Genomic DNA, 13,297 nt, shown 5'->3' on the forward strand with positions numbered 1-13,297 from the left:
TTCACACGTTGGGGAATGAGCTGGATGGCGGCGTAAAACTGCTGCCGGTATATCGGGCTATGCCGTCCGTAATGCGTATTTCCTCAATCAGCCCGCCAACACTGAATACCCCGGACGCCACAGCCCTATTTCCTATATATATAGTATCGAAATTAAACGACGGGGCACTGGTATTATGAATAAGCCTCGTCCCATTGACATAGACATCGAATGCTCCGGGACTGCCATCCGTTCGTATAAACGCTATATGATTGCGGTCCGCAGATATGGCAGAAAATAATGTTGCCCCTCCAAGCGAGAACGCCAGATTGCTGGACGTCATCGCCATTATCGCAAATGTTTTCGTTCCGCCAGACGTACAACGGATAAATTCGTATCGACCATCCGCATAACCACCAGTATTCGGGTTTGTAATTGATGTTATTCTAACCCAGCATTCAAGGGTAAATGTACCTGTAGATGACGACAGGAAACTAGAGCCGCTATACGACACATAATTAGCGGTCGCGCCTGCCGCGAACGCCATTGCCTTTTCGCCGAACCAAGCGGAGTCTGTAGTGATAGAAGGCGATCCGGTTTGTGTGAATGCCCAATCGTGCGAGGATGAATCCTTTGTAGTGGAAACATCCATGTGCATGAGCAAGACAACATTTGAAAAGTATGGGTCCGATTCTGCGGAGCCAGAACCGCCTTCTAGGGCATGTTGGGTCAAACTACAATATCGCCCCCGGCGCGGCACCTGAATGTCGCGATAAGGGACTATCAATCCATCGTCATTTGGGAGCCAGATTTTCCCCATCATTTGCTGTCCTTGCGCGATTGCGCCATATCGAACCGGGACTCCCCGCCGATGCCCGTACCGGATACCCAGTCCACGGCGTTTGCTGTGGCTGTGATGGTGGGCGCGGTGCCTCCGGGGAATTTGTAGACGCTATTCCAGCCCGCCACGGTTCGTCCACCTGTCGCGTCCTGGGTAAACCGGATTGAAATAGGTATCGAACCGGATGCCGGAACATTGGTAGGGGCGTTGACGGCGGTGATATTGGTCGTGAGGGAAACCAAGAATACATTCCCCAGCGACAAATCTGGGGTAATCGCGCCCCCGGAAATGGATAGCGTTACCGCCGTTTCCCGCACGCTGGTTAATTGGGCATTTTTGATTTGATGCCCCGCCACATCCCAATCGCCGGTTGCCGCTACCGATCCATCCTTTTGTAGCGCGTTATCGGCCTTGGTGCCCTGGGCGGCGGTCGCGAATAGCCCCGCGACCGCCGCCAGTACCCGCCCCACCGTGAAATAAAGGTTCGTTGAACCCTCGGGGAGCTGGTCGGTATTCGCCGCCCCGGTGCCGTCCGAACTGGTCAACACCCAAGCGCCATCGCTCACGTCCCAGGAATAGACATGCAGCGCCCCGCCGGTCCCGCTGTCCACCTGGGCGTAGTCGCCCGCCGCCGCCGTGGGATATGCGGATTCCAGGGCCGCCAGCGTGGCGAACAGTCCCTTGAAGCGGTCGTTATAGGCCGATGCGTCCAGTTTCAAATCCAGCGCCGCTTGCGTGGCCGTCGAAACCGGCTTGTCCAGGTCGGCGGTGTTATCCACTTCGCCCAACCCCAGGTTGTCCCGCGCCGCCGCCGGGTCGGTGACTTCGTTCAGGTTACGTGACCCGAGCATGTCCCCGGTGCCGAACCCGCTGATATCGTCCGGCTGGACATAGCGCCCGTCCGCCTCGGCTTGGGTCAGATACACCGGGTGCGGATCGTCCTCGGCTTCATGGGCCGCGATGGCCTCGGCAATCGCCGCTGTACCCGCCGCCACCTGTTGCAGTTCGGCCAACAGTTCCGCGCAGACCGTCACCTTGATCATGGTGCCCGCGTTCCATGCCCGCGTGGTCGGCGTGGTCGGGTCCAGCGTCAACACGTCGCCGGTCCGCCCGATCACCTTTACCCGTTGGTCCCCACCGGGGAGGCCGATCCGGGTCCAGATATGTTGGTTATCGCCGAGAGTGCCGAACTTGGCCCCTTCCCCGGCCCGTACCAGGAGCGTGGTCGCGCTTTGGGCCACATCCGACGCCAAGGCGGTTGTGCAGTTGTTGACGAAAATAGCCTGGGACATGCGGGATAAACCTCCTACCTAGGGCGCGGCCATGTTGAGTTCGTGGGCGAGGCGTTGCCCGCTCATGGGCTGGCCGTAGTTGTGGACATGCACCGCGCCGATGGAGCGGCTGCTGTTGGTGTTGATGGCGGTGCTAATTTGCTTGGCAACGCCGCCGGGCGCACCGCCCCCTTTGGGCGCGGCCAATCCCGCCGGGGGGCCGGGCAGGGCGGCGGCGGGCGCGGCCCCGAAGCTGGGCATCGAAAACGAAGGCATCGACCACCCGGCGAACGGATTCAAGCTGGCGATGGCTCCGACCAGCGCTTGCCATTGGGCGGAAATGCCGCCGATGAAGCCATCCCACCAGCCGGTGAGGCCGGACCATGCGCCCAGGATGCTGGCGACATAGCCGCCCATTCCGCCCGCGAAGCCGTCCCACCACAGCGTGAGGCTATCCCATCCGGCGACGATATCGCCGACCCCGAACGAACCGATGGACGCCAGCCAAGTTTGGACCGCGCCCAGAATCGATCCGGTCCAACGGCCCACCGCGCCGGTCCATTCATCCCAGTACACGACCGCCGCCACCACCGCCGCGCCCAGGGCGATCACGCCCGCGACAACCCAGGTGATTGGGTTCGCCAGCAAGGCGGCGGCGAAACCCCACACGGCGGGCAGCGCCCCGAGGATGCCCATCCGCAGAATCCCGAAGGCCAGTGCGGCCCCACGGCTGGCCGCGTTCCACAGCCACATCGCCGCGCCGGACAGTTGCACTTGCAGGGCGAAGGCCAGCATGATCGCCCGCAGCCCCGCGAGCATCCCGCGCCACAGCCCACCCATGGCCAGGGCCGCGAGCCACGCCAGGCGCAGCAGCTTGAACGGCGCGATCAGCAGCCATACCGCACCCTGTAGCAGCATCATCCCGCCTTGCAGTCCGACCAATAGGAACCGGCCCACGCCCACGGCGATGGACAGCGCGGATACGGCGGCGATCAAAGCCAGGATGCCCAGCACACCCTTCCCGAGCGCGGCGGTGAGGTGGGGAAACAGGTCGGTCCAGCGCAAGAGGCGCTGTTCCAGGGCGGTGATCTTGTCCAGGGTGGGCGTGAGCGCCGAAACCATCTTCTGGCCCACGGCGATGCGTAGCGCGTTCGCGCCCGAAATCACCCGGTCGAACGGGTCCACCATCGCATCAGCCATGCGCTGTAGTTCGGCCAGTCCCTTTTGCTGGCCGATGTCCTTGATGTTCTTGCCGAGGCCGTCCACATCGGTCATCAACAGCTTAATCAGCGACACCGCCTCGCCCGAGCCGAACGCCTTCTTGAGCGCGTCCGATTCGGCCACGGTGTCGATCTCGCCATACTTGCCCTTGATCTTGTTCAGCACGTCCACCATGGGCAGCAGCCGCCCACGGGCATCGGTGAATTTCAGCCCGAGTTCTTTCTGTGCCCCGCCCACGCCGTCCAGGAACGCCCGGTACTTGGTGCCCGCCTCGGCCCCCGGCATGGTGGCTTGCAGGGTGCCCAGCACGGCGAACTGTTCGGCCATGGCGATCCCGGCGGTGGTGGCGTTCGCGCCCAGGTTGGTGAATGCCTCGGACATGCCCTTGCCGTCCGTCTTGAATACGTTCACGGCCATGGCGGTTTGCGCGGCCAGCATTTCGACCCAGTTGGACCGGCCCATTTGGTCGGCGGTCTTCTGGAAAATGCCGTACATGGTGCCCACGTAGCTGGTGATATCGCCCACGTCCGCCTTGGTGCCCTTGGCGAGCAAGGCCGAGGCCGTGGTGAAGGCGGGAAGTTCGTTGCCCACGAGGCCCGCGATAGCGCCCTGGATATCGTAGGAAGCGGAGACAAACTCCGCAGCGCTTCCGCCGTACTGCGTGCTGAACCGGAGGGCGGTACTGTTAAGGTTGTCGAGTACGTCCTGGGCCACGCCCAGCGATTTCACCTCGCCCAGGGCTTTATTCATCTCGCGGGCCGGGTTCACGATCTCGACCAACGCCGCGCCGGTACCCACCAGTCCGGCCACGCCGTAGCCGATGCGTTGGTAGCCCTTTTCAGCATGGCCGGTGAGCTTGTCCAGCGCCTTCATGGCCTTTCCCGCCGGGCCGGTCATGCGGTCGATCAGGGATAGGACGAATTCGAGGCGGGAGGTTGCGGCGGCCATGGATCAACGCCCCTCGAACAGCGCCCGCTCGGCCCGTCGCCGGGCGATCAGGTATTCGCAAGCCACCAATCCATCATTGATATAAATCCCGAAGGCCCGTGCCGCGCCTGCATAATCGCCATCGTTCAAGCGCTTGGCGACTTCGCACCCGGCGAAGGATTGCTTTTGCTGGCCCAGGCTGAAGGCCAGCGACACCAACGCATCGAACTGGTGCTGATTCAGCGCCACCTTGACATACAGCCGGATGTTCTTGGCCGCGATCTCGCAATCGTCCTTCAGCAGCGCTTTAGCCTCGTTCTTGGTCAAGCGGTCGGGCACCATGTCCCCCTGTCGCTTGATGTGGCCGTAGCCGATTTCCGCGTGCCCCCACTTGCCCAGCCCCCAGGTCGACAGGAAGGTTTCCATCCGCATGATGGCGTCCAGGCCGTTCGCCGATAGCCGCATTTCCGCGTTCATGCCCCCGCCCCCTTGAACCCAGCGCGGCACAGTTCGCGCTCTTCGGCCCGGCGGCGGGTCAAGCCCGGCCATTCCACGCCCCCGGCCTTGTTCCACCGGGGGAACTCTTCGCACGCCCCGGCGATGTCACCGGCATTGAGCTTGCGCCGCAAAGTGGACTTGCAGAACGCCCCGGTCCCGATGTTGTATGTGAGGTCTAGCGCCGCGATATAGGCACCGTCCGGGATGGACTCGGGCCGGTCCAGGCACGCCACCATGCCCGCCTCGAATTCGCGCAGCCGCGCGCCGAGCAGGGTCCGGCATTGGTCGGCGGTCGCACGGTCGCCCATTCGGACACCGCGAGTCTCGCCAAAACAGATCGTGGGGATACCAATGGGGTCGCGATAGGCCACGGTGCGCAGCCCTTCGTAGCCCCCGGTCAATGCCACCGCCGCCGCCAGCACGCCGCCGGTCAACCGGCTTTTCTTGAACTTCGCCGCCATGTCATTTCCCCGAAAACGCCTTGTCGATACCCGCCGCCACCGCCGCCCGCATGTGTTCCCAGTACCGTTGCTCCAGCCACAGCGCGGCCCCCAGCGTCTCGGGGTCCGGCTCGCAGCCTGGAAAATAGTGCCGGGCCAACCAAAGCAACTGCCCGTAGCCGTCCGCCTCTAGGCGCTCGGCCCGAGCTTGGGCTTTTTTACGGCCACCTTGACGGTTTCGGCCCCTTCCTCCACCAGTGCCCCGGCCACTTGCAAGGCCAGGATGCCCTTGATTTCACCCCCGGCGGTCAACGCGCCTTTCAGGGCGTCCCGTTGGTCCGGGACCACGCAGCCCATACAGAAATTGAAGGCCGGGCCGATCTTGTCGGCGGGCGTGGTGTCGTTCAGGAAAGTGTTGATGGCGGTATGGTCCACGGTGAACGCGAAGTCCACAGCGCCGATGGATAGCGTTGTCTCTGGCATGGGTATCCCCTAATTGTGTGGTTTGGAAATCGGCCCGATCCGGGCGTCCAGCTTGTCCTCGATCCGGTCCAAGCGGGCATGAACCCCGCCGATGGATCGGGCCAGATCGTCCTTGGTCGGATAGCCCGCCGCCACCTGGGTTTCGATGGCGTGCAGCTTGGCGGTGTCCTGTTCCATGCGCTCGCTCAGTTTGCCCACCATGCCCTCAAGGCCATGGATGTACAGCCCGGCCAGCGCCGCCAGCACTGTAAGCGCGGCGGTCAAGGCATCGCGCAACGTGATGTTCTGCCCGTTCACCGCCATGTCAGCCGCTCCCCTTGTTCAGCGCCGAATCCGCGCCGTAGCCGGTGAGGAAGGCCAGGGCCAGCGACTGCGGCGAACCGTCCACGGGCGTACCGTTCGCCACGAGGGCGGCGATCTCGCTGGAGATCGCCCCCAGCGAGGCGAACAGCGACAGCAGGGTGTGCCCGAAGTTCTCGCCCAGGTGGTCGAACAAGCCGTCCGGGGTTTCGCCGCGCAAGCGGCGCTTGGCCCAATGCGCGAGCGCCCCCAATCCGGCCAGGGCGTACAAAGTCAAAGCGGCCTTCCACGGGTCCATGGCTACAGCCCCTGGGTGTCGGTTTTGCGGAGGTACGGCACGCCGTTGATCCGCACGAAGTCGGGCGAGGTCACATAGAACGGCACCTTGCGCTTCACCTTTTCCGCCGCCTTGGGGTCGATGCTCACGAGGTCGGAAATCTTCAGCTTGCAGCCGAACAGCTCCAACTTCTCCGATTGCTCCCCGAAGCTGCCCGAACACACGATGTCGAACGCGGCCAGGTCTTTCCAGGAACCGGCGGTCTGCGCCTGGTCGTTCAGCTTCTTGAATTCCTTCAAGCTGAATTCCAGTTCGCCCTCGCACGACACGTCCCCGTCGATATCGCCATCGGGCACGCCGTTGGTGCTGGCGAAGGTGCTGTTGTCGGTGATGGTGGCCGTCATGTTTTCCACGTTCACGGCGGTGTTGCCGATGATGATGTGGAAGTTCTTGCCGGATAGGTGGCTCATGGTTGGGTTCTCCGATTAGGCCGGGGCGCTCAGGTCCAGCACGATGTAGGCGGTGATCGTCTTGGGCGACTCGAAAGGCCGCACCACCATGTAAATCCGCACCTCGGTCCGGGACACCCATTGAATGGCGATATCGCCCTCTTGCGGCGGTTCTATGTCCGCCACGAACGGGATGCCCTGGAACACGTAGGACTTGGCCATCTCGCGCAGCGGCGCGGATAGCCGGGTGGTGGCCCAAGCGATGGACTCGGGCGATGAATTGAGGCGGCGGTCCGCCACCATGGAAATGAGGATCAGCCGCACGCGCCGCGCCGCCTTGTCCACCACCCGCAGGTTTTCCACCACCTGGAAATCCCCGCCCTCGGCGTCCAGCATCTGCCCGTCGCTCCAATACACGCCTTCGTAGTCGGCGTAGGTCTGGGGCACCGTGAGCCGGGCATTGTTGAGGGCCAGGGCGTGGGCGTTGCCGTAGACCACGCCGTCCTTGTCCGCCGGCAGATCGTCCAGCGTGCGCCCGAGGATCGCGCCGGTCGCCACCCGCATCGGGCTGTCGGCGATGGACACATCGGCCCGGCATAGCCGCCCGGCCAGGATGCCCACGGCGTCCGGGAAGATGAGCGGGCACAGCATCACCCGCGAAGCCAGCACGCCATCGGTCAAATCGCCCAGGTCGGCGATGTAATCGCCCCAGCTTTGGCCTTCTTCCGCGTCCGGGTCGATGGCGGCGGTGGGCGCGATGAAGAACACGCGCCGGCCACTAGCGGCCAGGATGGCCTCGGCCTTGGATTGGTAGGCGGTGATATCGGCCTGGGCCGCGATGGGGAAGCACATCGCCACCGCTTCCACGCCCTTGGCGTAGCCGGTGCCGAGGTCCACCGCATCCTCCCAATCCGCCGTGCTGGCGATGGGCGCGGCGATGCACGCCCAACCCTGCCCGCCGTTCAACTGCGCCGCCGCCACTTGGGTTTTCAAGGCACTGGACGCGCTACCGAGTTCGGCGTCCAGGTCGCTTTGCGCGTTCAGGAAAACGAGTTCGCCCTGGTGCGACGGTCCCACGCCGACGAAGAGGAAGTATTTTTCGATGGCCGCCACCTCGCCCTGTTGCTGGTTGGCGGCGATGACGGAAACGGAGCCTAGGGCCATGGGTTCACCTCTGGGTTGCTATTCAAGGGAAGCGGGCTACATGCCCTTCGCCCGGCACATTTCAAAAATCTGTTGCCGGAGTTTCTGGACGTAAGGATCGAGTTCCGGTTCTTCCGGCAGTCCCAGAAAGCTCCTGGGGGGCAGAACGGTTTGCCAGCTTGCTTTAGGCCCGCCGCGCATTGATCGGATGATCGCGCCCGCCTGAAGCATGGAAATGTTCTGGGTAATCCAGCGCTTGCTTTGCTTTTTCCAGCCGCTTCCCTTGCGCCGGAACTTCGCGTTCAACTCGTCGGCCAGCACCTTGGCCTGTCGAGGCGTTGCCATCAGCCCCGCCTGTAGATCGTGGCGTCCGTTCCTCTGCCGCCTCGGATCGGCCCGCTTCAGGCTGGCCGCCGTCACGGTTTGGGACGCGCCGCTTTGCTGTTGACTGGCGATAGCGCCGGTCCGGCCATCCGTGAAACCGATCTTGGCTTCCACCCCGGACACCGCCACCACCGCCAGCCGCCCGCGCAGCCCGGCCAGCATCTTGCGGCCATCCTTGCGGCGCTTGTGGCGCTTCGGGTATTTCGCGCCGCCCAGGTCGGTTTGTCGGCTGATGCGCTTCTTGGCATCCATCGCCACCTTGCGGGCCACGCGGGCCAGGATGCGGCGGCGCTTGGCTTCGGGCAGGGCCAACAGCTTCAACTGTTCCCGCGCCGCCAGTTTGCCGTTCACCTCAACGCGGATGATGGCGGGCATCAGGCGATCTCCCCGGCTTCGGCGGGCCACACGGCGGGCGCTTCCACCCGCCAGCGCTGGCCCTGGTATTCGATAGTCCCGGCTTCATCCGGGACGATGCCCACCTCTTCGCGGAAGCGGATCGTGATGGTCAGGTCCGCGAGGTTGTTGTCGAGGATGTCCACGTCGATCTCGGGATCGGTTTCGCCCCGGTCCCGGTCGCGCTCGGGATCGTTGGTGAACAGCCACGCCAATACCTGGGCGAACAGCAAATCCGGGTCGATGTCCTGGTGCGGCCAGCGCTCGAACGCGAACCACGCGGTATACCAGCGCTCGAACAAGATCACACCGCCATCGCCCCGGCTCTGGTAGCGCGGAACTAGGTTCATATCCTCGGCCCAGGCGTCGATTTGCTCCGATGCCACGAGGTCCAGGGCGTAGAGGAATTGAGCGAGCGCGGCCAGCTTGTTCATAGCAGCGCGACGTAAACGCCGTGGTTGGTCTTGCCGGGGTTGCCCAGCAACATCCGCATTTGGATTCCGCCCAGGTTCTGTTGGGCTTCGTCCAGGAAATACGCCTCGGTGTCCGGTGCCGACTTGGCTTCGTTCTCGGCGACGGGGCGGCGGTCGATGGTGGCGAACCGGCGCAACGCCTTGGCCTTGGCGAGGTTGTACACGGCGTTGCGGTACAGCACGGCCACCACGGGTTCCCCGTCGATCAGTTCCGGGTGGGCCTCGGCCCAGGTCACAAGGTCGCTGTCGTTGATGGCCGGGTCCGCCACGAGGCGGTCATGGCCCAGGGCTATCGCCGCGGTTTTGCATTCGCGTAAATCGCGGTTCACCTCCACCATGGCCGTGCGCAGGCATTCCAGAATCAGGGCGTCCTGATACTCCGCCGGGAGGCGGTGCGCCTCGATCCAGGTCCGCACGTCCACGTCCGGCCAAAACCCATCGTTGTTGATGGTGCGGCTCAGGGTGGACGGTGGCTTGCCGGTAAGTGCGGCCATGGTGGCTCCGAATTAGGGCCGGTGCGGACAGGGTTCCGGCAACGTGGGGGGAAGTCCCGTGCCTTCACCGTTGCCCGCCCCGGCGGGGAGGAATCGTTGTTAATCGGATGAACAGACAGAAGATGAACCGGAATCACAGCCACAGGTACTCGATCCGCTATCACCCGCCGATGATCCCGTGTCGCTATAGCCGCTGTAATGACTTGATGAGCAATGCCCGGCGTCGGTACTCGCGGAACTGTTAAGCAGCGCCTGATTTAATGGGTGAAGCGGGCTTGCCAAATAATCGTCATCGGCTCGCCGTGATTCGGTTGGATGAATCTTTGTGGCACTGGTTTGTGCTGGTCTGGGTGGAGCTTTCGGTAATCTCGTCGGCTGCTTATTGGGGGAAGTTGCAGGCTTTTTAAAAAGCCATTTAATCCAGTTAAGCATGGCTATATCCCAAATGATGGAATCGTTATGCGCCGGCTTGTTCGGCCAGCCTCTGCGCCTGTAAACAGCGGTCCAGCAAGCCCTTGCAGCCGTGCTTTTCCGGGTTCACTTCCATGGCCTTCATGCACGCGCTGGCCGCCGCGCCGTACTCTTGCAGCCGTTCCAGGTGTTTGGCTTGCATCACGTAGAGCTTGGAAAGCACCGCCGGATGTAGTTGCCAGCGGGCATCCTCGATAGCCGCCAAAAAATCGGGCAGATAAGGGGCCGCTTGATCGTTCGCCTTCAGCCGCTCATTGGCCCAGTCATAGAGCGCATCGCACACGAAGGTTTTCATGTCCCGGTCAAACCGGCTGGGCATGGGGTGGATACCCTGGACGATCAGGCGGAACGCCAGCCCCAGGGCTTGCCCGATATTGCCCACATCGAACAGCCAGATCATGACTTGCACGGCCACACTGTTCGGGTAGCGCTGGCCCGAGTCCAGATACGCGGCCACGAAGGGCATGATCTCGGGCAGGGCCGTCGCCGCCTTGTAGGCTTGCCGCTCGGCCAGGTCTTTCATCGGGGCCATGGCCGCGATATGGGCGTCCACCGCTGCCTGATACTGCGCGAGTTCGCCCAGCACGCGGGGCGATGCCTCGGCGGCGATGGATTCCGGCGCGGCTTCGGGCGGTGCGTTGCGCTGGGCATTCGCGGGCGGCAGGCGGTTCCGGCGCGGGGCTTGCGCCTTCGGCTTGGCTTCATCCTGGACTTTCTGTTCGCGCCGCTTGGCGGCGATGCGGGCCAAGGGGTTCAGGTGGGCCGGGGCCGGGGCTTGCGCCTTTGGCTTGGCCTCGCCTTGGGCCTTCTGTTCGCGCCGCTTGGCGGCGATGCGGGATAGCGGGTTCATGGCTGGCCTATTGCGCGGTGAGTTCCAGGATCAGCGCCGTTTGGGCGTTGTCGTTGCCATTGGTGTGCTTGACGCGCACCCACCGCGCCGTGGGCACCGCCGCCACCACCATGTTGGCGGCGCTGGCCGGGCTGGACATGAGGCCGGTCAATGCCGCCGCCGGGCACGATACCCAGGTGGGCGATTCTTGGTCGCCATCGTGCGCTTGCTCGATCAGCAGGGTTTCCCCAGTGCTGGCCAGGCCGCGCTTGACCGCGATGACCTTGGTGAAGCTGTGAACAGCGCCCAGATCAAGGATGTCCGTGGTCTTCGCCGCGTTAGTGACCGATGCCCCGATAGCATTGCGGATGTGCTGGACCATGCTCCGCGCTCGGTGGCGGATGGCTTTGATGATGCTCATGTTTGCCTCTGCGCTGGGTTGGCGCGCTTATTCGAGCGGTTGGGTTTCGTCGATGGTGATGCCATCGACCAAGGCGAAGGCCCGGTAGTCGCCGATGGCGTAGCACTCGTTATTGCTGTTCCAGTCGGCGTAGGCGTTGAGTTCCGGCTTGTCCTCGACCTTGCGGCGCATACTGGACGGCTGAAACAGCCGCTGTAGGTTCTTCCAGGTGGTGGCACCCACCACGCCATCGGGCAAGAACGGCGGGGAATAGGCGGGCAGTCCGCCATAGGTTTTCACGATGATGCCGTTTTCCAGCATCTTGGATTTTTCGGTCGGTTTGCGCCCGTTCGCCTTGTAGAACTGTTGTTCCTCGTGGTCGATCAGGTTTTGCGAAACAATCGCCACCAAGCTGGGATCATTGCGGTAAACCACATGGACCCGGCCTTTGGTCGTGGACACGATGTAATCCAGGTTCGGGAATTCCTCCGAACCCAGCACCACCTCACCGCCCGAACCGTCCACGTAGTAGTCATCGGCATAATCGGAAGCTCGGGCCAATTCCAGCCAGCCTTTAGCCACATCCTCGCCTTGCGGATAGGTGCCCATGTTGGTACCGCTGGCATAGGACGTACCGTTCCAGCCCACCCGCAAAATATCGTTGCCGATAGCGCGGCGGACCATCGCCGCCCACACATCCATGAAGTTGGGCAGGTGCGCCCACGAGTCGATCACGGAATAACCGATCTTGATATCCCGTTCCACCGGGTACATGTCGTACTCGTTTTTGCCCAAGCTGTGGACGCTCTTCGGGGTGCGTTCGGTGCCCGGCGTGGCGGTATTGGTGCGGCTGGACACAAGGCCGGAGTCGCCCATGTACAGCACGTCGCCGCGCATATCGGTGCGGGGCTGGTTGTCGATCAGGCCCAGATAGGGGGAGGCGTCTTGCGCCATCAGCAGGTGGATTTCCTGGGCGCGGGAAGGATCGACCGTGAACGCCTGGACGCCATCGGTCGCGCCATGGAACTGCCGCAACTGGGAACGGAACTCTTCGGCGCGTCTGCGCCCGGTATCGGAAAGGATGCCCATGTCGGTTTCCTAATTCTGGGATGGGGTTACAGGAACGCCTTGGTGCTGCCGCCGCCGCCGGGATTGGCCGGGGATTTGGTACCGCCGGGGGCCTCGGTATTCAGCGCGGCCTTGAACTCTTCGCGCAGCGCCTTGACTTCATCCTGCACGGCCTTGAACTGGCCTTGGGTGTCGGTGTCCTTCTTTTCGAGTTCCGCCACCTTGGCCTTGAGTTCGTCGCGTTCCTTTTCCAAGGCCGCATATTGGGCCGGGTCGATGGCGTCCGGCTTATCGTCCTTGCCCTTGTTCTTGCCATCGTCCGCGCCGGTCTCGGCGGGCTTGCCGCCAGCGGTGAACTTGGCGTCCAGGGCGTCCAGGCGCTTAAAAATCTTGTCGGCTAACTCTTTATCCACCGTGGATTCCTCTTGGGTTTCGGGGCGGCCAAACAGCCGCTTGAATAAACTGGTTTTGTCGGCGGGTTTCGGGGCTTCATCCTCAAGCCGCAATTCCACATGGGCACCGAACATCAACGGCTCGGAATCAGACGAAAATCGGATTTCCTCGGTGCGCGTGCTGGCCGGGGTATCGGTAGGCGCACAGCCCACAAGGTAATACTCGCCTTGCTTGGGAAAATCGGGCCGCAATTCCATCGAACTATAGAGATACTGCCCACTGCGGTTGGCATAGATATAGTTTTCGTTGGGAACGATGATGGCTTGCAAACTGATACTGCCGTCCGCGTTCTTCACCGTGCGAAGGGAATCAATCTTGCCGAAACTGGGTGCCCACATGCGCTCGTGATCCGGGAACATCAGCGCGGTATAGAACGCCGGATCATAGGTTTTGGCGGCGGACACCAGCACATCGGCGGATATGGCCCGCCCGTCCACCGTGGGGCCGCTTGAGCCTATGGTTTTCCAATCGGTCTTGAGATTCTGCATCGCCGCTCCGGCCCG

The 13,297-nt window shown here is 62.9% G+C and carries 18 protein-coding genes; all 18 read right to left on the minus strand.

The features are described 5' to 3' along the window. Position 1 precedes the first annotated feature (1 nt). Complete coding sequence (locus tag K5658_RS05365) at positions 2 to 802, minus strand: LamG domain-containing protein (RefSeq protein ID WP_221065942.1); 801 nt, start codon at positions 800 to 802, stop codon at positions 2 to 4. Further along, positions 799 to 2,112 carry a hypothetical protein gene (locus tag K5658_RS05370; RefSeq protein WP_221065943.1) on the minus strand — a complete coding sequence of 438 codons (1,314 nt, stop codon included), beginning with the start codon at positions 2,110 to 2,112 and terminating at the stop codon, positions 799 to 801. Before K5658_RS05370 ends, K5658_RS05365 begins: the two co-directional genes overlap by 4 nt. Before the next feature lie 18 nt (positions 2,113 to 2,130). Then, positions 2,131 to 4,260 carry a phage tail tape measure protein gene (locus K5658_RS05375; RefSeq protein WP_221065944.1) on the minus strand — a complete coding sequence of 710 codons (2,130 nt, stop codon included), beginning with the start codon at positions 4,258 to 4,260 and terminating at the stop codon, positions 2,131 to 2,133. A 3-nt stretch (positions 4,261 to 4,263) separates the two neighbouring features. After that, complete coding sequence (locus K5658_RS05380; RefSeq protein WP_221065945.1) at positions 4,264 to 4,716, minus strand: lysozyme; 453 nt, start codon at positions 4,714 to 4,716, stop codon at positions 4,264 to 4,266. Continuing rightward, positions 4,713 to 5,198 carry a lysozyme gene (locus K5658_RS05385; RefSeq protein ID WP_221065946.1) on the minus strand — a complete coding sequence of 162 codons (486 nt, stop codon included), beginning with the start codon at positions 5,196 to 5,198 and terminating at the stop codon, positions 4,713 to 4,715. Before K5658_RS05385 ends, K5658_RS05380 begins: the two co-directional genes overlap by 4 nt. A gap of 1 nt (position 5,199) precedes the next feature. Then, positions 5,200 to 5,337, minus strand: a complete 138-nt coding sequence (locus K5658_RS05390; RefSeq protein WP_221065947.1) for a DUF6890 family protein — start codon at positions 5,335 to 5,337, stop codon at positions 5,200 to 5,202. Between the two features lie 29 nt (positions 5,338 to 5,366). Continuing rightward, positions 5,367 to 5,660, minus strand: coding sequence for a putative phage tail assembly chaperone (locus tag K5658_RS05395; protein ID WP_221065948.1), 294 nt, complete (start codon positions 5,658 to 5,660; stop codon positions 5,367 to 5,369). A gap of 9 nt (positions 5,661 to 5,669) precedes the next feature. Further along, a complete protein-coding gene (locus K5658_RS05400) occupies positions 5,670 to 5,963 on the minus strand; it encodes a hypothetical protein (protein ID WP_085211805.1) in 294 nt (97 codons plus the stop codon). Between the two features lies 1 nt (position 5,964). After that, positions 5,965 to 6,258 carry a hypothetical protein gene (locus K5658_RS05405; protein WP_221065949.1) on the minus strand — a complete coding sequence of 98 codons (294 nt, stop codon included), beginning with the start codon at positions 6,256 to 6,258 and terminating at the stop codon, positions 5,965 to 5,967. 2 nt (positions 6,259 to 6,260) lie between these two features. Then, the gene (locus tag K5658_RS05410; RefSeq protein WP_221065950.1) at positions 6,261 to 6,707 is read right to left on the minus strand and encodes a phage protein; all 447 of its coding nucleotides are present in this window, start codon (positions 6,705 to 6,707) and stop codon (positions 6,261 to 6,263) included. A 15-nt stretch (positions 6,708 to 6,722) separates the two neighbouring features. Next, complete coding sequence (locus K5658_RS05415; RefSeq protein ID WP_221065951.1) at positions 6,723 to 7,850, minus strand: DUF2586 domain-containing protein; 1,128 nt, start codon at positions 7,848 to 7,850, stop codon at positions 6,723 to 6,725. Between the two features lie 36 nt (positions 7,851 to 7,886). Beyond that, positions 7,887 to 8,588, minus strand: coding sequence for a hypothetical protein (locus K5658_RS05420; RefSeq protein ID WP_221065952.1), 702 nt, complete (start codon positions 8,586 to 8,588; stop codon positions 7,887 to 7,889). Then, positions 8,588 to 9,040 carry a phage tail protein gene (locus tag K5658_RS05425; RefSeq protein WP_221065953.1) on the minus strand — a complete coding sequence of 151 codons (453 nt, stop codon included), beginning with the start codon at positions 9,038 to 9,040 and terminating at the stop codon, positions 8,588 to 8,590. Before K5658_RS05425 ends, K5658_RS05420 begins: the two co-directional genes overlap by 1 nt. Further along, positions 9,037 to 9,573, minus strand: a complete 537-nt coding sequence (locus tag K5658_RS05430) for a head completion/stabilization protein (protein WP_221065954.1) — start codon at positions 9,571 to 9,573, stop codon at positions 9,037 to 9,039. Before K5658_RS05430 ends, K5658_RS05425 begins: the two co-directional genes overlap by 4 nt. Before the next feature lie 457 nt (positions 9,574 to 10,030). Further along, on the minus strand, positions 10,031 to 10,894 hold the full coding sequence (gene gpM / locus K5658_RS05435; protein ID WP_221065955.1) for a phage terminase small subunit: 864 nt from the start codon (positions 10,892 to 10,894) through the stop codon (positions 10,031 to 10,033). Between the two features lie 7 nt (positions 10,895 to 10,901). Beyond that, entirely contained in the window at positions 10,902 to 11,294 is a 393-nt protein-coding gene (locus K5658_RS05440) for a hypothetical protein (RefSeq protein WP_221065956.1), read from the minus strand. Positions 11,295 to 11,321: 27 nt separating this feature from the next. After that, complete coding sequence (locus K5658_RS05445) at positions 11,322 to 12,362, minus strand: P2 family phage major capsid protein (protein WP_221065957.1); 1,041 nt, start codon at positions 12,360 to 12,362, stop codon at positions 11,322 to 11,324. Positions 12,363 to 12,388: 26 nt separating this feature from the next. Continuing rightward, positions 12,389 to 13,282, minus strand: a complete 894-nt coding sequence (locus tag K5658_RS05450) for a GPO family capsid scaffolding protein (RefSeq protein ID WP_221065958.1) — start codon at positions 13,280 to 13,282, stop codon at positions 12,389 to 12,391. Positions 13,283 to 13,297 lie beyond the last annotated feature (15 nt).

The organism is Methylomagnum ishizawai (assembly GCF_019670005.1).
Classification (GTDB): domain Bacteria; phylum Pseudomonadota; class Gammaproteobacteria; order Methylococcales; family Methylococcaceae; genus Methylomagnum; species Methylomagnum ishizawai.